General features: G+C 69.3%; 23 protein-coding genes and 1 pseudogene. 21 read left to right on the top strand and 3 right to left on the bottom strand.

Going from position 1 to position 22223, the window contains the following annotated elements; translation table 11 throughout:
- Nucleotides 1-57 precede the first annotated feature (57 nt).
- The 10 genes from ALIDE2_RS11255 to tolA all read left to right on the top strand — a co-directional run bounded on the left by ALIDE2_RS11255 (nucleotide 58) and on the right by tolA (nucleotide 7655).
- Nucleotides 58-939 (top strand): NUDIX hydrolase, encoded by an 882-nt coding sequence (locus ALIDE2_RS11255; protein WP_013722124.1) that lies wholly within the window; start codon nucleotides 58-60, stop codon nucleotides 937-939.
- 357 nt (nucleotides 940-1296) lie between these two features.
- On the top strand, nucleotides 1297-1584 hold the full coding sequence (locus ALIDE2_RS11250) for a 2Fe-2S iron-sulfur cluster-binding protein (protein WP_013518844.1): 288 nt from the start codon (nucleotides 1297-1299) through the stop codon (nucleotides 1582-1584).
- Between the two features lie 137 nt (nucleotides 1585-1721).
- Nucleotides 1722-2843 carry a bifunctional 3,4-dihydroxy-2-butanone-4-phosphate synthase/GTP cyclohydrolase II gene (ribBA, locus tag ALIDE2_RS11245; RefSeq protein WP_013518843.1) on the top strand — a complete coding sequence of 374 codons (1122 nt, stop codon included), beginning with the start codon at nucleotides 1722-1724 and terminating at the stop codon, nucleotides 2841-2843.
- Nucleotides 2844-2846: 3 nt separating this feature from the next.
- Nucleotides 2847-3311, top strand: coding sequence for a 6,7-dimethyl-8-ribityllumazine synthase (gene ribH / locus ALIDE2_RS11240; protein WP_013518842.1), 465 nt, complete (start codon nucleotides 2847-2849; stop codon nucleotides 3309-3311).
- A 26-nt stretch (nucleotides 3312-3337) separates the two neighbouring features.
- Nucleotides 3338-3853 carry a transcription antitermination factor NusB gene (gene nusB / locus ALIDE2_RS11235; RefSeq protein WP_193353143.1) on the top strand — a complete coding sequence of 172 codons (516 nt, stop codon included), beginning with the start codon at nucleotides 3338-3340 and terminating at the stop codon, nucleotides 3851-3853.
- Between the two features lie 71 nt (nucleotides 3854-3924).
- A complete protein-coding gene (locus tag ALIDE2_RS11230) occupies nucleotides 3925-5109 on the top strand; it encodes a pyridoxal phosphate-dependent aminotransferase (RefSeq protein WP_013722122.1) in 1185 nt (394 codons plus the stop codon).
- A 2-nt stretch (nucleotides 5110-5111) separates the two neighbouring features.
- Entirely contained in the window at nucleotides 5112-5534 is a 423-nt protein-coding gene (locus tag ALIDE2_RS11225; RefSeq protein ID WP_013722121.1) for a YbgC/FadM family acyl-CoA thioesterase, read from the top strand.
- Nucleotides 5531-6232, top strand: a complete 702-nt coding sequence (gene tolQ / locus ALIDE2_RS11220; RefSeq protein ID WP_013518838.1) for a protein TolQ — start codon at nucleotides 5531-5533, stop codon at nucleotides 6230-6232. Before ALIDE2_RS11225 ends, tolQ begins: the two co-directional genes overlap by 4 nt.
- A gap of 13 nt (nucleotides 6233-6245) precedes the next feature.
- Nucleotides 6246-6671 (top strand): ExbD/TolR family protein, encoded by a 426-nt coding sequence (locus tag ALIDE2_RS11215; RefSeq protein WP_013722120.1) that lies wholly within the window; start codon nucleotides 6246-6248, stop codon nucleotides 6669-6671.
- 21 nt (nucleotides 6672-6692) lie between these two features.
- On the top strand, nucleotides 6693-7655 hold the full coding sequence (gene tolA / locus ALIDE2_RS11210) for a cell envelope integrity protein TolA (RefSeq protein ID WP_013722119.1): 963 nt from the start codon (nucleotides 6693-6695) through the stop codon (nucleotides 7653-7655).
- A 108-nt stretch (nucleotides 7656-7763) separates the two neighbouring features.
- Here tolA and ALIDE2_RS11205 read toward each other — a convergent pair whose 3' ends face one another.
- Complete coding sequence (locus ALIDE2_RS11205) at nucleotides 7764-9095, bottom strand: MFS transporter (RefSeq protein ID WP_013722118.1); 1332 nt, start codon at nucleotides 9093-9095, stop codon at nucleotides 7764-7766.
- A 301-nt stretch (nucleotides 9096-9396) separates the two neighbouring features.
- On the opposite strand from ALIDE2_RS11205, the gene cyoA reads away from it, so the two are divergent.
- From cyoA to ALIDE2_RS11170, 7 genes are read left to right on the top strand one after another with little or no spacing between them, the layout of a single operon-like run.
- A complete protein-coding gene (cyoA, locus tag ALIDE2_RS11200) occupies nucleotides 9397-10386 on the top strand; it encodes a ubiquinol oxidase subunit II (RefSeq protein WP_013722117.1) in 990 nt (329 codons plus the stop codon).
- 24 nt (nucleotides 10387-10410) lie between these two features.
- On the top strand, nucleotides 10411-12417 hold the full coding sequence (gene cyoB / locus ALIDE2_RS11195; RefSeq protein WP_013518833.1) for a cytochrome o ubiquinol oxidase subunit I: 2007 nt from the start codon (nucleotides 10411-10413) through the stop codon (nucleotides 12415-12417).
- The gene (gene cyoC / locus ALIDE2_RS11190; RefSeq protein ID WP_013722116.1) at nucleotides 12410-13042 is read left to right on the top strand and encodes a cytochrome o ubiquinol oxidase subunit III; all 633 of its coding nucleotides are present in this window, start codon (nucleotides 12410-12412) and stop codon (nucleotides 13040-13042) included. The genes cyoB and cyoC overlap by 8 nt, the downstream gene beginning before the upstream one ends.
- Nucleotides 13043-13417 carry a cytochrome o ubiquinol oxidase subunit IV gene (gene cyoD, locus ALIDE2_RS11185; protein WP_013518831.1) on the top strand — a complete coding sequence of 125 codons (375 nt, stop codon included), beginning with the start codon at nucleotides 13043-13045 and terminating at the stop codon, nucleotides 13415-13417.
- Nucleotides 13414-14223, top strand: coding sequence for an SURF1 family protein (locus ALIDE2_RS11180; protein WP_013518830.1), 810 nt, complete (start codon nucleotides 13414-13416; stop codon nucleotides 14221-14223). Before cyoD ends, ALIDE2_RS11180 begins: the two co-directional genes overlap by 4 nt.
- Nucleotides 14220-15536, top strand: coding sequence for an ATP-binding protein (locus tag ALIDE2_RS11175; protein WP_013722115.1), 1317 nt, complete (start codon nucleotides 14220-14222; stop codon nucleotides 15534-15536). Before ALIDE2_RS11180 ends, ALIDE2_RS11175 begins: the two co-directional genes overlap by 4 nt.
- Nucleotides 15537-16070 (top strand): response regulator transcription factor, encoded by a 534-nt coding sequence (locus tag ALIDE2_RS11170; RefSeq protein WP_013722114.1) that lies wholly within the window; start codon nucleotides 15537-15539, stop codon nucleotides 16068-16070. It begins immediately after the preceding gene.
- Nucleotides 16071-16089: 19 nt separating this feature from the next.
- Here the strand turns inward: ALIDE2_RS11170 and ALIDE2_RS11165 are convergent, their stop codons facing one another.
- Nucleotides 16090-16377: a TSUP family transporter gene (locus ALIDE2_RS11165; protein ID WP_238530127.1), complete on the bottom strand. Its 288-nt coding sequence runs from the start codon at nucleotides 16375-16377 to the stop codon at nucleotides 16090-16092.
- Between the two features lie 109 nt (nucleotides 16378-16486).
- Between ALIDE2_RS11165 and ALIDE2_RS11160 the strand changes: the two genes are divergently transcribed.
- Nucleotides 16487-17842: an IS5 family transposase gene (locus ALIDE2_RS11160; protein WP_013722113.1), complete on the top strand. Its 1356-nt coding sequence runs from the start codon at nucleotides 16487-16489 to the stop codon at nucleotides 17840-17842.
- A 23-nt stretch (nucleotides 17843-17865) separates the two neighbouring features.
- Here the strand turns inward: ALIDE2_RS11160 and ALIDE2_RS11155 are convergent.
- Nucleotides 17866-18312, bottom strand: a pseudogene (locus tag ALIDE2_RS11155) (TSUP family transporter); the annotation flags it as partial.
- Between the two features lie 143 nt (nucleotides 18313-18455).
- Between ALIDE2_RS11155 and ALIDE2_RS11150 the strand changes: the two are divergent.
- Genes ALIDE2_RS11150 through trhP form a run of 3 tightly spaced genes read left to right on the top strand, consistent with a single transcriptional unit; the run spans nucleotide 18456 to nucleotide 22157 of the window.
- The gene (locus tag ALIDE2_RS11150; RefSeq protein ID WP_013518826.1) at nucleotides 18456-19337 is read left to right on the top strand and encodes a LysR family transcriptional regulator; all 882 of its coding nucleotides are present in this window, start codon (nucleotides 18456-18458) and stop codon (nucleotides 19335-19337) included.
- Between the two features lie 27 nt (nucleotides 19338-19364).
- Nucleotides 19365-20735 (top strand): hypothetical protein, encoded by a 1371-nt coding sequence (locus tag ALIDE2_RS11145; protein WP_013722112.1) that lies wholly within the window; start codon nucleotides 19365-19367, stop codon nucleotides 20733-20735.
- A 48-nt stretch (nucleotides 20736-20783) separates the two neighbouring features.
- Nucleotides 20784-22157 (top strand): prephenate-dependent tRNA uridine(34) hydroxylase TrhP, encoded by a 1374-nt coding sequence (gene trhP, locus ALIDE2_RS11140; RefSeq protein ID WP_013518824.1) that lies wholly within the window; start codon nucleotides 20784-20786, stop codon nucleotides 22155-22157.
- Nucleotides 22158-22223: the final 66 nt, after the last annotated feature.

Below are 22223 nucleotides of genomic sequence, written 5' to 3'. Positions count from 1 at the left end.
AATGCGGCAGGACGCCCCCGAGACTCCGACCACCTTCACCACCAACCGAACCACGCCATGCAACCCGTACCCCACCCGAGCACCCCCGAGATCCCGCGCGACGCCGCCTCCGTGGTGCTGCTGCGCGACACCCCCGCGGGGATCGAGACCCTGCTGCTGCGCCGTCACGCGCAGATGGCCAACATGGGGGGCCTCTATGTGTTCCCGGGCGGCAAGCTCGACGCCGCCGACCGCGACGGCGCCGCCCTGCTGGACCAGCCGGCACAAACGCTGCACGAAGGCCTGGGCGAGAGCGCCCTGGACCCCGCCACCGCCGCCGGCCTGCATGTGGCGGCGCTGCGCGAGGCCCTGGAGGAATGCGGCCTGCTGCTGGCCGAGCCCGCGCAGGCCCAGGCCCCGGTGGACGCCCCGCGCGCCCGCGCCATGCTGCGCGAAGGCCAGCCGCTGGCCCAGGTGCTGGCGGCGCTGCAGCTGCGCCTGTCCACGCGCCGCATGTGCGCCTGGTCGCGCTGGATCACCCCGGAGACGCCGGCCATGGCGACGCGCCGCTTCGACACCCGCTTCTTCGTGGCCCAGGCGCCCGACGGCCAGGAGGCCGGGCACGACGACGAAGAAACCACCGCCAGCGTCTGGATCGCGCCGCGCACCGCCCTTGAGCAGTACCGCGACGGCCAGATCGACCTGGCGCCGCCGCAGATCATGGGCCTGGCGCACCTGGCGCGCCACGCCAGCGTGCGCAGCGTGATGGAGCAAGCGCGGCTGCGGCGTCCGCCCACCGTGCTGCCCGAGGCCTTCGAGCACGAGGGCGCGCGCGTCATCTGCTACCCCGGCGATCCCCTGCACTCGGTGCGCGACAGGGCCCTGCCCGGCCCCACGCGGCTGTACCAGCGCGAGCAGCGCTTCTTTCCAGGAGATGGCTTCGAATCCCTGTTTGCCTGATGCACCGCGGGTTATCCCTTGCCGCGCTGGATAATCATGTGGATAACCGCGGACAAGCACTGTACGGCACATGCAAGCCATTGATTTGCAAAGGCCTCCTTCAAATTGCCTGTTTTTTAGGCAAGGCGGGCCGGCTTATCCCGGCCCGGGCTGGACAATCGTGTGGATAACTTTTGACAAGTCCTGTATGGCGCTCGCAAGTGCTTGATTTGCATGGACCGCCACTGTTTTGCCTAAAAAACAGGCAATCCGCGGTTGGTCCGACGTGCTTTCCAGATACTATGCTTTCAGTAGCTGCCTGCGCTTAATCAGCAAGGGATGGGCCCACTTTTCATTCAAAATCCACTCCCGCAATCCATGAGCACCCCACCCTTCTTCACCGCCCGCGTGGGCGACGACGGCACGCAGTGCGACGCCTGGCCCGACCAGCCCCTGCTGGTCTCGCTGGAGCAAGGCGGCATCGACTGGCCCAGCTCCTGCCGCAACGGTACCTGCCGCACCTGCATCTGCCTGCTGGTGCAGGGCCAGGTGCGCTACGAGGTGGAATGGCCCGGCCTGTCGGCCGAGGAAAAGGCCGAGGGTTGGGTGCTGCCCTGCGTGGCCCGCCCGGTCAGCGACGTGACGCTGGAGGCACCGGCGGTATAGCCACGCGCTAAAATCCCCCGCTTCGGGATCCCTGCATCCCCCACCCGTGCGGCCCGTGGCCGCTGCGCATGTTCTTTGGGCCCTACCCGCCAGGGAATTTGCTGCCACGCCCGCGCACGGTTTCCTGAAAGCCCCGCATGAACACCCCCCTGACGCCCGCGCCCATCTCGCCCGTGCAAGACATCGTGGCCGAGCTCGCCGCCGGCCGCATCGTCATCCTGGTCGACGAGGAAGACCGCGAGAACGAAGGCGATCTGGTCATCGCCGCCGACCACGTGACGCCCGAGGCCATCAACTTCATGGCGCGCTTCGGCCGCGGCCTGGTGTGCCTGACCCTCACGCGCGAGCGCTGCGAGCGCCTGCAACTGCCGCCCATGGTGGCGCGCAACGGCACCAAGATGGGCACGGCCTTCACCGTCTCGATCGAGGCGGCCGAGGGCGTGACCACCGGCATCTCCGCCGCCGACCGCGCGCGCACCGTGCAGGCGGCCGTGGCGCCGCACGCCCAGGCGAGCGACCTGGTGCAGCCTGGCCACATCTTCCCGCTGCAGGCCGTGGACGGCGGCGTGCTCATGCGCGCCGGCCACACCGAGGCCGGCTGCGACCTGGCCGCCATGGCCGGCTGCAGCCCCGCCGCCGTGATCTGCGAGGTGATGAAGGACGACGGCACCATGGCGCGCCTGCCCGACCTGCAGCTGTTCGCGGCCGAGCACGGCCTCAAGATCGGCACCATCGCCGACCTGATCGAGCACCGCAGCCGCACCGAGTCGCTGGTGCACAAGGCTGGCTCGCGCCCCATGCAGACCGCGTTCGGCGAGTTCACCGCCCATGCCTTCCGCGACGAGCCCAGCCAGGGCGTGCACCTGGCGCTGGTCAAGGGCCAGTGGGACGCGCAGGAGAGCGTGCCCGTGCGCGTGCACGAGCCGCTGTCGGTGCTCGACACGCTGGAGTCGAGCCGCGCCATGCACTCCTGGAGCCTGGACGCGAGCCTGCGCTACATCGCCGCCCAGGGCCGGGGCGTGGCCGTGCTGCTCAACTGCGGCGAGACGGGCGAACAGCTGCTCGCGCAGTTCGAAGGCCGCGCCCGCGCCGCCCAGGCGCCCGAGCGCGGCCGCATGGACCTGCGCACCTACGGCGTGGGCGCGCAGATCCTGCGTGAAGTGGGCGTGGCACGCATGCAGCTCATGGGCCAGCCGCGGCGCATGCCCAGCATGGCCGGCTACGGCCTGGAAATCACCGGCTACATCCCCAAGGAATAAATCATGTTTGGCGCAGACAAAGGAACGGCGGACCGGCTGGATGGCCGGAAGCTGCACATCGGCATCGTGCAGGCCCGCTTCAACGAGAACATCACCAACGCCCTGGCGGCCGCCTGCCGCGCCGAGCTGCTCAGGCTCGGCGTGCAGGAGCAGCACATCCGCCACGTGCTCGTGCCCGGCGCGCTGGAGGTGCCGCTGGCGCTGCAGGCCATGGCCGAGCGCGGCGGCTACGACGCGCTCATCGCGCTGGGCTGCATCATCCGCGGCGAGACCTACCACTTCGAGCTGGTGGCCAACGAATCGGGCGCCGGCGTCACGCGCATCGGCCTCGACTACCAGATCCCGATCGCCAACGCCATCCTGACCACCGAGAACCTGGAGCAGGCCATCGCCCGCCAGAGCGAGAAGGGCGTGGACGCCGCCCGCGTGGCCGTGGAGATGGCCAACCTGCAGGAGGAGCTGTCGTGAGCGAGGCCTCCACGCCCGGGCAACCGATGCCATCGAAGCGCCCGCCGCGCCAGCCGCGCACCGGCCTGACCGCCACCGGCGCACGCAAGGCGGGCTCCAAGTCGGGGCGCTCGCGCGCGCGCGAATTCGCGCTGCAGGCGCTCTACCAGCACCTGGTGGGCGGCAACGACGCCACCGCCATCGACCTGTTCACGCGCGACCTGTCGGGCTTTCACAAGGCCGACGCCGCGCACTACGACGCGCTCCTGCACGGCTGCATCGAGACGGCCCAGCACATGGACGCGCTGATCGCGCCGCTGCTCGACCGCAAGATGGCCGAGATCTCGCCCATCGAGCATGCGGTGATGTGGATCGGCGTGTACGAGTTCCAGCACTGCCCCGACGTGCCCTGGCGCGTGGTCATCAACGAGTGCATCGAGCTGGCCAAGGAGTTCGGCGGCACCGACGGCCACAAGTACGTCAACGGCATCCTCAACGGCCTGGCGCCGCAGCTGCGCGCCGCCGAGGTCGCCGCCGACAAGGCCGCGGGCAAGGCCGGCTGACCCTTCGTTTCTTAGAGCGTGTTTACGATCTTACGCCCGCGCGCCGCCGGCCGCGGGCAGGCTGCTTCGCCATGAAATTCTCCACCCGCGCCGAGCGCATAGAACCCTTTTACGTGATGGAAGTGGCCAAGGCCGCGCAAGGCCTGGCGCGCGAGGTGGCCGGCACGCGCGAGCCCATGATCTTCCTGAACATCGGCGAGCCCGACTTCACCGCGCCGCCGCTGGTACGGCAGGCCGCCGACCGCGCCGTGCGGGACGGCCTCACGCAATACACCAACGCCCTGGGCCTGGACGAGCTGCGCGAGCGCATCAGCGGCTGGTATGCGGCGCGCTTCGGCGTGAATGTGCCGGCGCGGCGCATCGTGGTCACGGCGGGCGCCTCGGCCGCGCTGCAGCTCGCGTGCCTGGCGCTCATCGACGCGGGCGACGAGATCCTGATGCCCGACCCGAGCTACCCCTGCAACCGCCACTTCGTGAGCGCGGCCGACGGCCGGGCGGTGCTCGTCCCGACCACGGCAGAGGAGCGCTTCCAGCTGAGCGCCGCCAAGGTCGAGGCCGCCTGGGGCGCGCGCACGCGCGGCGTGCTGCTGGCCTCGCCCTCCAACCCCACGGGCACCTCCATCGCGCCGGACGAGCTGCGCCGCATCCACGAGGCGGTGCGCGCGCGCGGCGGCATCACGGTCATCGACGAGATCTACCTGGGCCTGTCCTACGAAGAGGCTTTCGGCCACACGGCCCTGGCCCTGGGCGAGGACGTCATCAGCATCAACAGCTTCAGCAAGTACTTCAACATGACGGGCTGGCGCCTGGGCTGGATGGTGGTGCCCGAAGCCATGGTGAGCGTGGTCGAGCGCCTGGCGCAGAACCTGTTCATCTGCGCCAGCACCATCTCGCAGCACGCGGCCCTGGCCTGTTTCGAAGCCGAGAGCATCGCCGAGTACGAACGCCGCCGCGCCGAGTTCAAGGCGCGGCGCGACTTCTTCATCCCGGCGCTGAACCGGCTCGGGCTGACCGTGCCCGTTCCGCCCGACGGCGCCTTCTACGCCTGGGCCGACTGCGGCGAGGCAGCGCGCAGGCTCGGCGTGCAGGGCAGCTGGGACTTCGCCTTCGAGCTCATGCGCCGCGCCCACCTGGCGATCACGCCGGGGCGCGACTTCGGCACGGCGGACACCGCGCGCTTCGTGCGCTTCTCCACGGCCAACTCCATGGCGCAGCTGCAGGAGGCGGTAGCGCGCATGCAGGCCCTGATCGGCTGACGATGTTCGAGTGGCCCGTGCGCATCTACTGGGAGGACACGGATGCCGGCGGCATCGTGTTCTACGCCAACTACCTCAAGTTCTTCGAGCGCGCGCGCACCGAGTGGCTGCGCTCGCTGGACCTGGGGCAGCAGCGCCTGCGGGAACTCACGGGCGGCATGTTTGTCGTAACCGACGCGCGCCTGCGCTACCTGCGCCCGGCGCGCCTGGACGACGAACTGATTGTTACCGCCAGGCTGCAGGAATGCGGCCGGGCTTCGCTCACAATCGAGCAGCAGGCGCTCTTGAAACCAGAGCAGATGAATCCCGAATTCCCTCCCGCGCTGCTGTGCGAAGGCAGCATCCGCATCGGCTGGGTGGAGGCCGCCACCCTGCGCCCGGCGCGCATCCCGGGCCCTCTTTTGGAACGACTCTCCTCATCATGAATTCCCAAGACATGTCGATACTGAGCCTGGTGCTCAATGCCAGCTGGGTGGTGCAGCTGGTCATGCTGCTGCTGCTGGCCGTCTCCGTGGCGAGCTGGGCCGCCATCTTCCGCAAGCTGTTCGCCCTGAAGCGCGTGAAGGCGCTCAACGAGGACTTCGAGCGCGACTTCTGGTCGGGCACCAGCCTCAATGAGCTGTTCGCGGCCGCCGCGCACAACGCAAAGAGCGCCGGCCCCATGGAGCGCATCTTCGCCAGCGGCATGCGCGAATACCAGAAGCTGCGCGAGCGCCGCATCACCGACCCCGGCACGCTGCTCGACGGCGCGCGCCGCGCCATGCGCGCGAGCTTCCAGCGCGAGATGGACGTGATCGAATCGAGCCTCTCCTTCCTCGGCTCGGTCGCCTCGGTCAGCCCCTACGTGGGCCTGTTCGGCACCGTGTGGGGCATCATGCACGCCTTCACGGGCTTCGCCGGCATGGAGCAGGTCACGCTGGCCACCGTGGCGCCGGGCATCGCCGAGGCGCTGGTGGCCACGGCCATCGGCCTGTTCGCCGCCATTCCCGCCGTGATCGCCTATAACCGCTTCGCGCGCGACATCGACCGCGTGGCCATCCACCAGGAGACCTTCATCGAGGAGTTCTCCAACATCCTGCAGCGCAACCTGGGCGCGCACCCCGCGTCGCCCTCGGGCCACTGAAGGGAGGTACGGCATGCCCGCAATGGCCTCGCGCAGCGGCACGCGCCGCCGCTCCATGAACGAGATCAACATGGTGCCGTTCATCGACGTGATGCTGGTGCTGCTCATCATCTTCATGGTGACCGCGCCCATGCTCACGCCCAGCTCGGTGAACCTGCCCTCCGTGGGCAAGGGCACCAAGATGCCCAAGACGCGCGCGGACGTCATCGTCGACAAGGACGGCGGCATACGCTTCAAGGCCGACGGCAACGAGCGCACCGTGCCGCTGCAGAACCTGGGCAGCACGGCCAGGAACTGGCTCAAGGACCAGCCGGAGGACACGCCCGTGCTCATCAGCGCGGACAAGAACGTCTCCTACGACTCCGTCATGAAGGCCATGTCGGCCCTGCAGGCCGCGGGCATTCCCCGCGTCGCCCTGGCCGTCAAGAGCGGCGGCTGACCACAAGGAGCCCCCACCCGCATGCACGCCACCAACGACCGCGACCAGTTCGCCCCACCGCGCCCGCCCGGGCGCATGCGGGCCATCGCGCTGGCGGTGCTGGCCCACGCCATCCTGATCGGCGCGCTGACCTGGGGCGTGAACTGGAAGAGCAGCGCCGACCAGCCGGCCGTCGAGGCCGAGCTCTGGGCCGCCGTGCCCCAGCAGGCCGCGCCGCGCGCGGCCGAGCCCCCTCCGCCGCCCGAACCCGAGCCCGAGCCGCAGCCCACCCCGGCTCCGCCGCCGCCTCCCCCGCCACCGCCACCGCCGCGCCAGGCCGAGCCTGACACGCACGAGGCCGACATCGCCCTGCAAAAACAGAAAAAACGCGAGGAAGAGCTGAAGAAAAAGCGCGAGCAGCAGCTGGAGCAGGAAAAGAAGGACAAGGAACGCCGCGAGCGCCTGGAGCAGGAGAAAAAGGAACGCCAACTGGCGCAGCAGAAGGCCGAGCACGAGAAAGCCGAGCGCGCGAAGAAGCTTGCCGAACAGAAACGGCTGGAGCAGCAAAAAGCCGAGCAGGAAAAGCAGAAGAAACTGGCCGAGGAGAAACGCAAGGCCGAACTCGAAGCCAAGCGGGCCGAGGAATTCCGCAAGGACCAGATGCGCCGCATCGCGGGCCTGGCCGGCGCCACGGGCGGCGAAACGGCCACGGGCACCGCGCAGCGCAGCGCCGGCCCCTCGGGCGGCTACGCCGGCAAGGTGGCGGCCAAGGTCAAGCCCAACATCGTCTATCCCGACCTGGTGGAAGGCAACCCGCGCGCCGAGGTCGAGGTGCGCGCCGCGCCCGACGGCACCATCGTCGGCACGCGCATCCTGCACTCCAGCGGCAACAAGGCCTGGGACGACGCGGTGATCCGCGCGCTGCAGCGCACCGAGACCTTGCCGCGCGACGTGGACGGGCGCGTGCCCTCCTCGCTGGTGATCGGCTTCCGCCCGAAAGATTGAGCTAGCAAAAAGAGAGCTGCCAGCGCTTGCCCTGCCTATATTTCAGGTAGTTTCATACCTAAAACAAAGGAGGGACAAGCGCTGGCAGCTATGTTTTTTGAAGAACCTTCAGGAACGCTGCTCGATCATGCGGTTGATGCGCAGCGCCGCCAGGGTGCACGCCACGCCCGACAGCAGGTACAGCGTGACGGCCCCCAGGCCGAAGCGGGCCGACAGCCCCAGCGCCACCAGCGGCGCGAACGCCGCGCCGATGAGCCAGGCCAGGTCGGCCGACAGCGCCGCGCCCGTGTAGCGGTAGCGGGCGGAGAAGTTGGCCGTGACGGTGCCCGATGCCTGTCCGTACGACAGCCCCAGCAGCACGAAGCCCGCCAGCAGGAACACGTTGCCGCCAAGCTCGCCCCCGCCCAGCAGCCAGGGCGTGGCCAGGCTGAACAGGCCGATCAGCACCGCCATGCTGCCCAGCAGGTTGCGCCGCCCCACGCGATCGGCCAGCCGGCCCGAGAGCGCGACGGCCGCGATCGCCAGCAAGGCCCCCACGATCTGCACGCCCAGCACCCCGGTCATGGAGCGGCCCGAGTACAGCGACATCCAGGACAGCGGGAACACCGTCACCACGTGGAACAGCGCGAAGCTGGCCAGCGCGGCGAAGGCGCCCAGCACCACGTTGCCGCCCTCGTCCTGCATCAGCCGCGCCACGCCCACGGGCTCCAGCTCCTTTTCCTCCAGCAGCTCGGCATAGGACTGCCCCACCACCAGCCGCAGGCGCGCGAACAGCGCCACCACGTTGATGGCGAAGGCCACGCAGAACGGATAGCGCCAGCCCCAGTCCAGGAACTCGGCCAGCGAGAGGCTGCCGTACAGGTAGGCAAACAGGCTGGCGGCCAGCACGAAGCCCAGCGGCGCGCCCAGCTGGCCCACCATGGCGTACCAGCCGCGCCGCTCGGGCGGCGCCGCCATGGCCAGCAGCGACGGCAGCCCGTCCCACGAGCCGCCCAGGGCCAGCCCCTGGCCGAAGCGCAGCGCGGCAAGGGCCACGATGGCCGCGGCGCCCGCCGTCCGGTAGCCGGGCAGGAAGGCCATGCCCACCGTGCACACGCCCAGCACGAACAGCGCCAGCGTGAGCTTGGTGCCCCGCCCCCAGCGCCGCTGCACGGCCATGGAGATGGCGGTGCCGAACGGCCGCGCGACGAAGGCGATGGCGAAAATGGCGAAGGCGGCCAAGGTGCCGTCCAGGTGCGACAGGAACGGGAACAGCAGCGACGGGAAGACCAGCACGCAGGCGATGCCGAACACGAAAAAGTCGAAATACTCCGACGCGCGCCCGATGACGACGCCCACGGCGATTTCGCCGGGGGTGACGTCCTCGTCCGTGTGGGCGCGCGACAGGGAGGCCGCATCCTCGTGGCCATAGACGGGGTATGCGATGGAAGCGCTACTCATATATTCCCAAGCTCCTTTTTGGCAGACACGAACCCGTTCTACACGCAAGCCCAACGATCAACAAGTGCGCTTTCACCAGGGCCCACACTGGGAAAACCCCTAACTACGCTCGGGTATAGCGCGGCAGCCCGAACGCCAAAAACCCATGCCTGACGCGCGGTTACCGTCATTTGTTTGATCCTGGACAAAATGTCCAGCCAGGAAAAACGCTAGCCGCATTACATTTGCGCCCGTCCGTAATTCGCGTTTACCCCTAGGCGTGCCCAGGCGCGGCCGTAGACGCATTCGCCACGTTCCTCGCATGATCCACATGAAGAAACTCCGCGGGCCTGCCTGGCTCGCCGCGGCCGCGGCCGTTGCCGGCCTGGCCGGCTGCGGCAAGACCGTCGTGCTCAATCCCGCGGGCGACATCGCCGCCCAGCAGGGCGACCTGGTCGTCACCGCCACCCTGCTGATGCTCATCGTCATCGTGCCGGTGATCCTGCTCACGCTGCTGTTCGCCTGGAAATACCGCCAGGGCAACGCCGACGCCAAGTACGACCCCGACTGGCACCACTCCACGGTGCTGGAGCTGGTGATCTGGACCGTTCCGCTGATGATCATCATCGCGCTGGGCGCCCTGACCTGGATCGCCACGCACAAGCTCGACCCCTACCGCCCGCTGGACCGCATCGACGCCCAGCGCGCCCTGGCCGCGGACGCCAGGCCGCTGGAGGTGGAGGTGGTGGCCATGGACTGGAAATGGCTGTTCTTCTACCCCGAGCAGGGCATCGCCACCGTCAACGAGCTGGCCGCGCCGGTGGACCGGCCTATCCGGTTCAAGCTCACCGCCACCTCGACCATGAACGCGTTCTACGTGCCCGACCTGGCCGGCATGATCTACGCCATGCCCGGCATGCAGACCGAGCTGAACGCCGTGATCAACAAGCCTGGCGTGTTCCAGGGCCTTGCCTCGCACTACAGCGGCAAGGGTTTCTCGGGCATGACGTTCAAGTTCCACGGCCTGTCGGACGCAGAGTTCGCCCAATGGATCGACAAGGCCAAGGCCGAGGGCAAGCCGCTGGACAAAGCCGCCTACCTGCAGCTGGCCAGGCCCAGCGAGCGCGACCCCGTGCAGCGCTTCTCCAGCGTGGAGCCCGACCTGTACCACCGGGTGCTGAACCGCTGCGTGGAAGACGGCCAGCCGTGCATGCACGAGACCATGGCCAAGGACGCGCGCCGCGGCGCCGCGGCCGCCCCCGCAGAGGCCCCGGCGCACGCCCAGCACGGGGCGGGCGGCCACCACCAGTGAATTCGACGAGCCGAGAGATCCGATATGCCTGAACACACCATCCCTCCGGCCCACTGGCTGCTGGGCCGCATCACCTGGGACTCGATCCCCATGGCGCACGAGCCCATCGTGCTCTGGACCTTCATCGCCGTCGTGCTGGGCGGCCTCGTGGTGGTCGCCGCCCTCTTCAAATTCCGCCTCTGGGGCCCGCTGTGGCGCGACTGGTTCTGCAGCATCGACCACAAGAAGATCGGCATCATGTACATGGTGCTGGGCCTCGTCATGTTCCTGCGCGGCTTCGCCGACGCGGCGATGATGCGGCTGCAGCAGTCCATGGCCTTCGGCGAGAACATGGGCTACCTGCCGCCGCACCACTACGACCAGATCTTCACGGCCCACGGCGTGATCATGATCTTCTTCGTGGCCATGCCCTTCGTCACGGGCCTGATGAACTACCTCGTGCCGCTGCAGATCGGCGCGCGCGACGTGTCCTTCCCGTTCCTGAACAACTTCAGCTTCTGGATGACCACGGGCGGCGCCGTGCTGGTCATGCTGTCGCTGTTCCTGGGCGAGTTTTCCACCGCTGGCTGGCTGGCCCTGTCCAACCTGGGCGCGCAGGACCCGGGCGTGGGGCTGGACTACTACATCTGGGGGCTGCAGGTGGCGGGCGTGGGCACCACCCTGTCGGGCATCAACCTGATCGTTACCATCATCAAGATGCGCGCGCCGGGCATGCAGCTCATGAAGATGCCCGTGTTCAGCTGGACCGCACTGTGCACCAACGCGCTCATCGTGGCCACCTTCCCCATCCTGACGGCCGCGCTGGTGCTGATGTCGCTGGACCGCTACGCCGGCACGAACTTCTTCACGAACGACCTGGGCGGCAACTCCATGCTGTACGTGAACCTGATCTGGATCTGGGGCCACCCCGAGGTCTACATCCTCGTGCTGCCCGCGTTCGGCGTGTTCTCCGAGGTGGTGGCCACGTTCAGCAGGAAGCGCCTGTTCGGCTACACCTCCATGGTCTACGCCACGGTCTGCATCACGGTGCTGTCGTACCTGGTGTGGCTGCACCACTTCTTCACCATGGGCTCGGGCGCCACGGTGAACACCTTCTTCGGCATCACGACGATGATCATCTCGATCCCGACGGGCGCCAAGATCTTCAACTGGCTGTTCACCATGTACAAGGGCCGCATCCGCTTCGAGCTGCCCATGCTGTGGACGGTGGGCTTCATGGTGACGTTCGCCATCGGCGGCATGACCGGCGTGCTGCTGGCCGTGCCCCCGGCCGACTTCGTGCTGCACAACTCGCTGTTCCTGATCGCGCACTTCCACAACGTCATCATCGGCGGCGTGGTGTTCGCGGTGTTCGCCGGCATCAACTACTGGTTCCCCAAGGCCTTCGGCTACAAGCTCGACGAGTTCTGGGGCAGGTGCTCGTTCTGGTTCTGGCTCGTGGGCTTCTGGGTGGCATTCACGCCGCTCTACATCCTGGGGCTGATGGGCGCGACGCGCCGCGTGAACCACTTCGAGGACCCCTCGCTGCAGATCTGGTTCGTCATCGCCGCCTGCGGCGCGGCGCTGATCGCGCTGGGCATCGCCAGCTTCCTGATCCAGCTGGCCGTGAGCTACGCGCGCCGCGAGCAGCTGCGCGACGTGACGGGCGACCCCTGGGACGCCCGCACGCTGGAGTGGGCCACCTCCTCGCCCCCGCCGCAGTACAACTTCGCCTTCACCCCCGTGGCGCACGAGATCGACGCCTGGTGGGACATGAAGAAGCACGGCTACCAGCGTCCGCTGGCGGGCTTCCAGCCCATCCACATGCCCGCCAACACCGGCGCCGGCGTGGTGATCGCGGGCCTGTCCACGCTGTTCGGCTTCGCCATGATCTGGCACATGTGGCCGCTGGCCATCGCCTCGTTCGCCGCCACCGTGCTGGCCTCGATCATCCACACCTTCAACTACCAGCGCGACTACCACATCCCGGCCGCCGAAGTGGCGGCCACGGAAGAAGCGCGCACCCAGCAGCTTGCAGCAGCCCATGTCTGATACGCACACCCTCCCCGCGAGCGCCGCCGCCCAGGCCGAGCGCCAGTACCACCTCGCGCACGAGCCCCATCCAGAGAACGGCACATCCCTGGGCTTCTGGCTCTACCTGATGAGCGACTGCCTCATCTTCGCCGTGCTGTTCGCCACCTACGGCGTGCTGGGCCGCAACTACGCGGGCGGCCCCACGGGCGCCGAGCTGTTCGACCTGAAGCTCGTGGCCATCAACACGGCCTTCCTGCTGCTGTCGTCCATCACCTTCGGCTTCGCCATGCTGCAGAAACAGCAGCGCGACGTGCGCGGCACGCTGGCGTGGCTGGCCGTCACGGGTCTGCTAGGCCTGGCCTTCCTCGCCGTGGAGCTGTACGAGTTTGCGCACCTGCTCCACGAGGGCGCGGGCCCGCAGCGCAGCGCCTTCCTGTCGTCCTTCTTCACGCTGGTGGGCACGCACGGCCTGCACGTGACCTTCGGCACGATCTGGCTCGTCACGCTGATGATCCAGATCGGCAAACACGGCCTGATCCCCGAGAACGCCCGCCGCCTGAATTGCCTGTCGATGTTCTGGCACTTCCTGGACGTGGTCTGGATCGGCGTCTTCACCTTTGTGTACCTGATGGGGGTGCTTTGAATGAGCGCACATGAACTCCACGCCGGCCACGGCGGCCACCACCAAGACGATCACCACCACGACGACATCCACGTCACCAGGGGCGACTACGTCAAGGGCTTCGTCCTCGCCGTGATCCTGACGGCCATCCCGTTCTGGCTGGTCATGAACGGCGCGATCCAAGACCGCACCACGGGCGCTCTGGTGCTGGGCCTGTTCGCCGCGGTGCAGATCGTCGTGCACATGGTGTACTTCCTGCACATGAACGGCAAGATCCAGGGCGGCTGGACCATGCTGTCCACCCTCTTCACCATCGTGTTCCTGGCCGTCACCATCGCCGGTACCCTGTGGGTCATGTTCCACATGAACGCGGCCATGATGCCTTCGCATCCTTGACCTTGAGAGCGCCGGCCGCAGACCAACCGAATGCGCCGCGCTCCGGGCGCACGCTGGCGCTGCTTGCCCTGGCAGGCGTCGCCCTGGCCCTCGCGTTCGCCGCGCTGGGCGCCTGGCAGGTGGAGCGGCGCGTCTGGAAGCTCGCTCTGATGCAGCGCGTGGAGCAGCGCCTGCACGCCGAGCCCGTGCCCCTGCCGCCGCGCGCCGACTGGCCGCGCGTGGACGCTGCCGGCCACGAGTACCTGCCCGTGTTGGCCCAGGGCCGCTGGCTCGCAGGCAAGACCGTGCTGACACAGGCCGCCACGGAGCTCGGCGCGGGCTTCTGGGTGCTCACGGCGCTGCAGCTCGATGCGGGTGGACAGGTGCTGGTCAACCGCGGCTTCATCCCAGAGGCGCAGCGCGGCGCGTGGGCCGCGGGCACGGCCTTCCCGCTGGCGCGGGAAGGCGCCGCGGCGCAAGTCCGGGGCCTGCTGCGCATGACCGAGCCCGGCGGCGGCTTTCTGCGCAGCAACGACCCCGCACGCCAGCGCTGGCATTCGCGCGACGTGGCCGCCATCGCCCGGGCGCTGGGCCTGGAGGACGCCGCCCCGTTCTTCATCGACGCTGGCATTCCCGACCCGCGCGCGGGCAATGCCAGCCCCGGCGCAGGCCCCTGGCCCAGGCCCGGCATGACGGTGGTGCGCTTCCACAACAGCCACCTCGTCTACGCCATCACCTGGTTCGGCCTGGCGGCCATGGCCGCCGCGGCAACGGTCTTCGTTACGCGCCACGAACTGCGGCTGCGCGCCGCCGCTTCCGCCCGATGACGCCTGGCACGCCAGCGACCCTCAAGGCGCGCTCGGCCGATGCCGCGGCGGGGCTGAAGAACCTGCAGCAGCTCATACAGCTGCGCTGGATCGCCGTCGTGGGCCAGATCTTCACCATCGAGGTCGCGCACTACGGCCTGCAGCTGCCCCTGCCGCTGCGCGAGATGCTCATGGTGGTGGGGTGCCTGGCCCTGTACAACGTGACGAGCCTGCTGCGCTGGCGCACCGGGCGCGGCGTGCGCAACGTGGAGCTGTTCCTGGCCCTGCTGGTGGACGTGGCCGTGCTCACCGTGCAGCTGTACCTGAGCGGCGGCACCGGCAACCCCTTCGCCCTGCTGTTCCTGCTGCAGATCGCGCTGGGCGCGGCCCTGCTGCGCAGCGGCTACATCTGGGCCATGGTGTGCATCACGGCGCTGTGCCTGGCGCTGCTGGCGCACTACCGCGTGCCGCTGCAGCTCTCGCCCGATTTCTCGCGCGGGCTGGCCAGCCCCTATGTGCTGGGCCTGCTGGTGTGCTTCATGCTCAACGCGGCGCTGGTGGTGATCTTCATCAGCCGCATCAACCACAACCTGCGCGAGCGCGACGCGCGCCTGGCCGCCGCGCGCCAGCGCGCGGCCGAGCAGCAGCACGTGCTGCGCATGGGCCTGCTGGCCTCGGGCGCGGCGCACGAGCTGGGCACGCCGCTGTCCACCATGGCCGTGATCCTGGGCGACTGGCGCCGCGACCCCGCATTGGCCGACAATGCCGCGCTGCAGCAGGACGTGGCCGAGATGCAGGTGCAGCTGCAGCGCTGCAAGACCATCGTCAGCGGCATCCTTCTGTCGGCCGGCGAGGCGCGCGCCGAAGCCTCGGCGCAGACCACGGTGCGCCAGTTCCTCGACGCGCTGGCGCGCGAGTGGCGCGCCACGCGGGCCGTGGACCGCTTCGACTACGACAACCGCTTCGGCCAGGACGGCCCCATGGTGTCCGATGTCACGCTGCAGCAGATGGTTTTCAATGTGCTCGACAATGCGCGCGACGCATCGCCCCACTGGGTCGGCCTCGTGGCCGAGCGCGAGCAGGACATGCTGCGCATCGCCATCTCGGACGACGGGCCCGGCTTCGCGCCCACCATGCTCGCGCGGCTGGGCGCCCCCTACCAGTCGAGCAAGGGACAGCCCGGCGGCGGGCTCGGACTGTTCCTGTCACTGAACGTGGCGCGCACCCTGGGCGGCAGCGTGCACGCCGAGAACCTTCCCGGCGGCGGCGCGCGGGTCACCATCACGCTGCCGCTGGCCGCAATTGCGCTGGACACTGGACACGAGACTTTCTGAATGGACGCCGAACGCCTGCTGCTGCTCGTGGAGGACGACGAGGCCTTTGCCCGCACGCTGGCGCGCTCGTTCGAGCGGCGCGGCTACCGCGTGCTGCGGGCGGACAGCCTGGCGCGGGTCCGGGAGCTACTCGGTGCGCACAGCCCCGGCTACGCCGTGGTGGACCTCAAGCTCAAGGGCGAGGCCACGGGCCTGGCCTGCGTGCGCGAGCTGCACGCGCACGACGAGGGCATGCTCATCGTCGTGCTCACGGGCTACGCCAGCATCGCCACGGCCGTGGAGGCCGTGAAGCTCGGCGCCTGCCACTACCTGGCCAAGCCGTCCAACACCGACGACATCGAGGCCGCCTTCGGCCTCACCGAAGGCAACGCCGACGTGGAGCTCACCAACCGATGCAGCTCCATCAAGACGCTGGAGTGGGAGCGCATCCACGAGGTGCTGGCCGAGACCGGCTTCAACATCACCGAGGCCGCGCGGCGCCTGGGAATGCACCGGCGCACGCTCGCGCGCAAGCTGGACAAGCGGCGGGTGTGAGGGCGGGCCGCGCGGGGCGCTATCCCGCCAGCACCATGTGCCCGCCAAGCGCCAGCAGCCCCGCCATCAGGCAACGCCGGAACCACAGCGGCGACAGGCGCCGTCGCAGCCAGCCGCCCAGCGCCATGCCCAGCAGCGCGGGCGCCAGCATCAGCACGGACCAGCCCAGCATCGCGCCGGGCAGGCTCGCATTGCCCGCCAGCCCCACGGCCAGGGCCAGCGTGGAGACGGAAAAGCTCAGCCCCATGGCCTGCACGAAAGCGTCGCGCTGCAGGCCCAGCGACTGCAGGTAGTCCGACCTGAACAACTCGCAAGCCGTTGATCTGGTTCGCAGTTCTTCGTATTGATGGGCGCTGGATTTGCAAGGTATGGTTTTGCCATTACCTGTTGTCTTGCAAATTGCTCCGAGGAGTCAGATGGGTCCGAAGCCTTCGCAGCCGCAAACGGCCGAGCTGTTCCGTCCAAGGCTGGACGAGCAGATCAACATGAAGCACCCGCTGGTCAAGCTGGCAGCGCTGATCGACTGGGCCGAGATCGAGCGCACGTTCGCGGTGTCGTTCACTTCGGGGCGCGGCCGGCCCGCCTTGGCGCCGCGCCTGGTTGCCGGGCTGCTGTACCTGCAGCACACCTTCGATGCCTCCGATGAAGCCGTGGTCAACACCTGGGTGGAGAACCCTTACTGGCAGTTCTTCTGCGGCGAGACCTACCTGCAGACCGAACTGCCCATCGACCCGTCCAGCCTGACGCGCTGGAGAAAGCGCGTCGGAGAAGAAGGCGTGGAGACGCTGCTGGCGGCCAGCATCGATGCGGCCCGGCGTGGCGGTGTGATCCACAAGGCCAGCACGCAGCAGGTGATCGTGGACACCACCGTCATGCCCAAGGCCATCGCCCATCCGACGGACAGCCGGCTGCTGGACAAGAGCCGCCAGCACTTGGTCAAGGCGGCTGAGGACAACGGACTTCGGCTGCGCCAGAACTACAACCGGGTGGCCCCGCGGCTGGCCGCACAGATCGGGCGCTACGCACACGCCAAGCAATTCAAGCGCATGCGCAAGGCCGTGCGCACGCTGCGCACCCGCGTCGGGCGGGTGCATCGCGAGGTGCAGCGCCAACTGCACGTACTGCCCGAAGCGGCCAAGGCCAAGATCCAGGACCTGCTGCAACGCACCGGCCGCATCCTGACCCAACGGACGAAAGACAAGAACAAGCTGTACGCCCTGCACGCGCCCGAGGTGGAGTGCATCAGCAAGGGCAAGGCCAGAACACCGTATGAGTTCGGTGTGAAGGTCAGCATCGCCACCACGCTGAAAGAAGGCCTGGTGGTGGGCATGCGCTCCATGCCGGGCAACCCCTACGACGGCCACACGCTGGGCGAGACACTGGAACAGGTGGGCATCCTCACCGGCACGGACAGGCCACCGGCCACGGCCATCGTGGACAAGGCCTATCGGGGTGTGGAGATCGAAGGCGTGCGCATCCTGCGCTCGGGACAACGACGCGGCGTCACCAGGACGCTCAAGGCCATGATCAAGCGGCGCAGCGCCATCGAGCCAGCGATTGGGCACATGAAGATGGACGGACGACTGGGCCGCAATCCGCTCAAGGGCGCGCTGGGCGATGCGCTGCACGCGGTGATGTGCGGCGCCGGGCACAACCTGCGAATGATCCTGGCCGCGCTGCGGCTTTATTGCGCCCGCTTCGGGCTGTCGATGCAGGCGGTCATCGCAGCACTGCTCGCCGCTCCGGTCGAGAACCGACCCGCCTGCGGCTGAAAGCGGAATTGTTCAGGGCGGACCAGGTAGGGCACGGCCGGAACCACGAACACGCCCGTGGCCGCCGTCACGAAGCCTGTGAGCGCGCCCGCCAGCAGCCCCAGCCAGCGTTCCATGCGCCGCGGCACATGCGGCGAAGCCCCCGCCAGCGACCACAGCGCGTAGCCGATCAGCGCCATGCCCAGGGCCACGCGCGCCCAGGCGCCGGCTGGCGCGCCCAGCAGCCAGGCCCCCGCCCACATGCCCGCGCACACGCCCAGCAGCAGGCCGGCCAGGCGTTTGCCCAATGGCCCCAGCGTGCCCCAGGGCCGCGTCTGCCAGACGTTGGTGGCCAGCGACGGCACGACCAGCAGCGCCGCCGCCTCGGCCGGCACCAGGCGCAGGGCCAGCAGCGCCATGGCCCCCGTGGGCAGGCCCAGGCCCACCACGCCCTTGACCACGCCGGCCAGCAGGAACACCACGGCAGCCATGGCCAGCCAGAGCGGAAGAAGGGACAGCAGCTCGGTCGATGGCATGGCGCGATTGTTCCGCCCCGCCGGCCCGCCGCCAATGCGGAAGTGGCGTACCCGGCCTGCGGCTCCGCCGAAGCCTGGAGTGTGGTATCCATGGCGCCATGCCTTTCGACCTGACCGACCTGCGGCTCTTCGTGCACGTGCACGAGGCCGGCTCCATCACCGGCGGCGCCGCGCGCAGCCACCTGGCGCTGCCCTCCGCCAGCGAGCGCATACGCGGCATGGAAAGCGCCCTGGGCGCCGCGCTGCTCGTGCGCGGCCAGCGCGGCGTGCGGCTTACGGCGGCGGGGCACACGCTGCTGCACCATGCGCGGCTGGTGCTGCGGCAGATGGAGCACCTGCGCGGCGACCTGGCCGACCACGGCGCGGGCCTGGCCGGCCATGTGCACCTGCTGTGCAACACCTCGGCCCTCGGCGAGCACCTGCCGCCGCTGCTGCCGGCCTTCCTGGCCGCGCACCCGCGCGTATCGGTGGAGCTGGAGGAGCGCACCAGCCAGGACATCGCCGACACCGTGCGCGCCGGGCTGGCCGACCTGGGCGTGGTCTCGGACGCCACCGACCTGCAGGGCCTGTCCACCCTGCCCTTCCGCCCCGACCCGCTGGCGCTGGCCGTACCCGTGGGGCATGCGCTGGCCGCGCAGCGCTGCGTCGCGCTGGCGCAACTGCAGGACCAGGACTTCGTCGGGTTGCCGCATGGCAGTGCGCTGCAGGCGCTGGTCAGCCGCCACCTGGGGCCGCGCGCCCGCTACCGCGCACGGCTGCAGCACCTGGAGGCCGTGTGCCGCCTGGTGGGCCTGGGCGCCGGCGTGGCCGTGGTGCCCCTGGCCGCCGCGCGGCGCCATGCCCGGGCGCTGCGCATCCGGCCCGTGCCGCTGAGCGACGCCTGGGCCCGGCGCTCCCTGGTGCTGTGCCTGCGCGACGCGCATGCGCTGCCGCCCTTCACGCAGCAGCTGGTGCACCATCTGCGCGCTGAAGCACACTGACGTCCACGAACGACGAAGGAGAAACCCATGCGCCACGCATCCCGCCTCGGCGGCCTTTCGCTCGCCGCCCTGCTCGGCGTCACGGGCTGCGGCACGGGGCCCGCGGCCCTGCGCGGGCCGGCCGCATCGGCCGAGGTGGCGCCCCGGGCCACCGCCTGCCCAGCCGCCCTGCCCACCGGCACCACCTGCCTGTCGGGCAGGGACTCGCAGGGCGCCTACTACCTGATCGCCCGGCCCGCCGACTGGAACGGCGTGCTGGTACTGCATGCGCATGGCGGCCCGCTGCTGTCCGCGCCCTCGCCGCAGCGCGCCGTGGAAGACCTGGAGCGCTGGGCCATCATGGTCAGGGCCGGCTATGCCTGGGCCGGCTCCACCTTCCGCCAGGGCGGCGTGGCCGTGCGCGCGGCCGCCGAGGACACCGAGCGCCTGCGCGGCATCTTCCGCAGCCATGTGGGCCAGCCCCGGCGCACCCTCCTGCACGGCCAGTCCTGGGGCGCGGGCGTGGCAGCCAAGGCGGCCGAGATGTTCACCGCGCAGACCGTGGGCGAGCAGCCGTACGACGGCGTGCTGCTCACCAGCGGCGTGCTGGGCGGGGGCACGCACGCCTACGACTTCCGCCTGGACCTGCGCGTGGTCTACCAGTACCTGTGCGGCAACCACCCGCGCCTCACCGAGCCGCAGTACGCGCTGAACCTGGGCCTGCCCGCGGGCGCGCACATGACGGCGGCCGACGTCGCGGGCCGCGTGAACGAGTGCCTGGCGCTGGACAGGCCCGCGGCCGGGCGCAGCACGCAGCAGCGGGCCAAGGCACGGACCATCAGCCAGGTCATCAGGATTCCCGAGAGCAGCATCACCTCGCACCTCGCCTGGGGCACGCTGCACTTCCAGGACATCAGCAGCAGGCGCACGGGCGGCCGCAGCCCCTTCGGCAACGAGGGCGCGGTCTATACCGGCTCGGCCGACGACGCGGCGCTCAACGCCGGCGTGCTGCGCTACCGCGCCGACCCCGCCGCGTACCGCCAGTTCGCCGACGACACGGACCCCACGGGCAGGATTCCCGTGCCCGTGCTCAGCACCAAGTGGATCTCCGACCCCACGGCCTTCGTCGAGCTGGACGCGCGCTTTCGCAGCGTGATGCGGCAGGGCGGCAGCGGCCGCCGCCTGGTGCAGACCTTCACCACCCGGGGCACGCACAGCTACATCAGCGACGCCACCTATGCCACATTGGCGAGTGCCCTGCTGCGCTGGGTGGAGACCGGCGCCAAGCCCACGCCCGCCGGCATCGCCGCCGCCTGCCCGGCGTTCGAGGCCCGCCTCGGCGCCGGCTGCAGCTTCGACCCCGCGTACCAGCCCGCGCCGCTGCAGACGCGCGTGCCGCCGCGCCAGCGCCCCGAATGAACGCGGCCATCCCGTAGGGTCAGTGGCGCATCGGCGAAAATCGCGCCCATGACCCCCAAAGCACCCGAACTGCTGCTGCCCGCCGGCTCGCTCGACAAGATGCGCGCGGCCTACGACTTCGGCGCCGACGCCGTCTACGCCGGCCAGCCGCGCTACTCCTTGCGTGCGCGCAACAACGAGTTCCGCCTGGAGCAGATCGCCCAGGGCATACAGGAGGCGCACGCGCGCGGCAAGAAGTTCTTCGTCACCAGCAACCTCATCGCGCACAACGACAAGGTGCGCACCTACCTGCGCGACATCGAGCCCGTGATCGACTGCAAGCCCGACGCGCTCATCATGGCCGACCCCGGCCTCATCATGATGGTCAAGGAAAAGTGGCCCGAGACCGAGGTGCACCTCTCCGTGCAGGCCAACACCACCAACTGGGCCACGGTGAAGTTCTGGCAGAAGGCGGGCGTGTCGCGCATCATCCTCTCGCGCGAACTCTCCCTCGACGAGATTGAGAAGATCCGCCAGGAATGCCCCGACATGGAGATCGAGGTCTTCGTGCACGGCGCGCTGTGCATCGCCTACTCGGGCCGCTGCCTGCTCAGTGGCTACTTCAACCACCGCGACCCGAACCAGGGCACCTGCACCAACGCCTGCCGCTGGGAATACAAGACGCACGACGCGGCCGTGGACCCGAACACCGGCGAGGCCCTGGCCACCGGCATGGACAAGGGCTTCAACTTCGAGCAGGCGCGCGAGGCGGCCGACGCGCAGTTCAGCAGCACCTGCGGCAGCGGCCAGCGGCATCCGAAGGCGGACCAGGTCTACCTGATCGAGGAAATCGGCCGCCCCGGCGAGTTGATGCCGATCATGGAGGACGAGCACGGCACCTACATCATGAACTCCAAGGACCTGCGCGCCGTGGAGCATGTGGAGCGGCTGGTGAAGATCGGCGTCGATTCGCTGAAGATCGAGGGCCGCACCAAGAGCCTGTACTACGTGGCGCGCACCGCGCAGGTCTACCGCCGCGCCATCGACGACGCAGTGGCCGGCCGCCCGTTCAACCCTCACCTCATCACCGAGCTGGAGGGCCTGGCCAACCGCGGCTACACCGGCGGCCTGCTGGAGCGCCGCCCCGCCAACGACTACCAGAACTACGAAACCGGCAACAGCGTGCTGCAGCGCGCCCACTTCGTCGGCGAGGTGCGCGGCTGGGCCGATGGCTTGGCCGAGGTGGAAACGAAGAACCGCTTCCAGGTCGGCGACATGCTGGAGATCATCCACCCCCAGGGCAACCGCCAAGTGCGGCTGGAGAAGATGTTCAACCTCGACGGCGAGCCCGTGCAGGTCGCCCAGGGCAGCCCGGTGCGCGTGTGCATACCGCTCGACGGACCTGTGGAGGGTGCCCTGATCGCTCGCCTGCTGCAGATTTGAATCTGCCATGCAGTTACCTGAAGTTCAAGTGTTTCACTTCAGGCCCGGACTACCCATTGAGACCCT

It is taken from the genome of Alicycliphilus denitrificans K601 (assembly GCF_000204645.1).
Classification (GTDB): Bacteria; Pseudomonadota; Gammaproteobacteria; order Burkholderiales; family Burkholderiaceae_C; genus Alicycliphilus; species Alicycliphilus denitrificans.
The sequence above is the reverse complement of the archived record's forward strand: the minus strand, read 5'-3'. Positions and strand labels throughout refer to the sequence as shown.

What these genes read in the sequence shown, in the direction of transcription:
- ALIDE2_RS11255 (WP_013722124.1), top strand. Translation starts at nt 58, where the DNA reads ATGCAACCCGTACCCCACCCGAGCACCCCCGAGATCCCGCGCGACGCC.
- ALIDE2_RS11250 (WP_013518844.1), top strand. Translation starts at nt 1,297, where the DNA reads ATGAGCACCCCACCCTTCTTCACCGCCCGCGTGGGCGACGACGGCACG.
- ribBA (WP_013518843.1), top strand. Translation starts at nt 1,722, where the DNA reads ATGAACACCCCCCTGACGCCCGCGCCCATCTCGCCCGTGCAAGACATC.
- ribH (WP_013518842.1), top strand. Translation starts at nt 2,847, where the DNA reads ATGTTTGGCGCAGACAAAGGAACGGCGGACCGGCTGGATGGCCGGAAG.
- nusB (WP_193353143.1), top strand. Translation starts at nt 3,338, where the DNA reads ATGCCATCGAAGCGCCCGCCGCGCCAGCCGCGCACCGGCCTGACCGCC.
- ALIDE2_RS11230 (WP_013722122.1), top strand. Translation starts at nt 3,925, where the DNA reads ATGAAATTCTCCACCCGCGCCGAGCGCATAGAACCCTTTTACGTGATG.
- ALIDE2_RS11225 (WP_013722121.1), top strand. Translation starts at nt 5,112, where the DNA reads ATGTTCGAGTGGCCCGTGCGCATCTACTGGGAGGACACGGATGCCGGC.
- tolQ (WP_013518838.1), top strand. Translation starts at nt 5,531, where the DNA reads ATGAATTCCCAAGACATGTCGATACTGAGCCTGGTGCTCAATGCCAGC.
- ALIDE2_RS11215 (WP_013722120.1), top strand. Translation starts at nt 6,246, where the DNA reads ATGCCCGCAATGGCCTCGCGCAGCGGCACGCGCCGCCGCTCCATGAAC.
- tolA (WP_013722119.1), top strand. Translation starts at nt 6,693, where the DNA reads ATGCACGCCACCAACGACCGCGACCAGTTCGCCCCACCGCGCCCGCCC.
- ALIDE2_RS11205 (WP_013722118.1), bottom strand. Translation starts at nt 9,095, where the DNA reads ATGAGTAGCGCTTCCATCGCATACCCCGTCTATGGCCACGAGGATGCG.
- cyoA (WP_013722117.1), top strand. Translation starts at nt 9,397, where the DNA reads ATGATCCACATGAAGAAACTCCGCGGGCCTGCCTGGCTCGCCGCGGCC.
- cyoB (WP_013518833.1), top strand. Translation starts at nt 10,411, where the DNA reads ATGCCTGAACACACCATCCCTCCGGCCCACTGGCTGCTGGGCCGCATC.
- cyoC (WP_013722116.1), top strand. Translation starts at nt 12,410, where the DNA reads ATGTCTGATACGCACACCCTCCCCGCGAGCGCCGCCGCCCAGGCCGAG.
- cyoD (WP_013518831.1), top strand. Translation starts at nt 13,043, where the DNA reads ATGAGCGCACATGAACTCCACGCCGGCCACGGCGGCCACCACCAAGAC.
- ALIDE2_RS11175 (WP_013722115.1), top strand. Translation starts at nt 14,220, where the DNA reads ATGACGCCTGGCACGCCAGCGACCCTCAAGGCGCGCTCGGCCGATGCC.
- ALIDE2_RS11170 (WP_013722114.1), top strand. Translation starts at nt 15,537, where the DNA reads ATGGACGCCGAACGCCTGCTGCTGCTCGTGGAGGACGACGAGGCCTTT.
- ALIDE2_RS11160 (WP_013722113.1), top strand. Translation starts at nt 16,487, where the DNA reads ATGGGTCCGAAGCCTTCGCAGCCGCAAACGGCCGAGCTGTTCCGTCCA.
- ALIDE2_RS11150 (WP_013518826.1), top strand. Translation starts at nt 18,456, where the DNA reads ATGCCTTTCGACCTGACCGACCTGCGGCTCTTCGTGCACGTGCACGAG.
- ALIDE2_RS11145 (WP_013722112.1), top strand. Translation starts at nt 19,365, where the DNA reads ATGCGCCACGCATCCCGCCTCGGCGGCCTTTCGCTCGCCGCCCTGCTC.
- trhP (WP_013518824.1), top strand. Translation starts at nt 20,784, where the DNA reads ATGACCCCCAAAGCACCCGAACTGCTGCTGCCCGCCGGCTCGCTCGAC.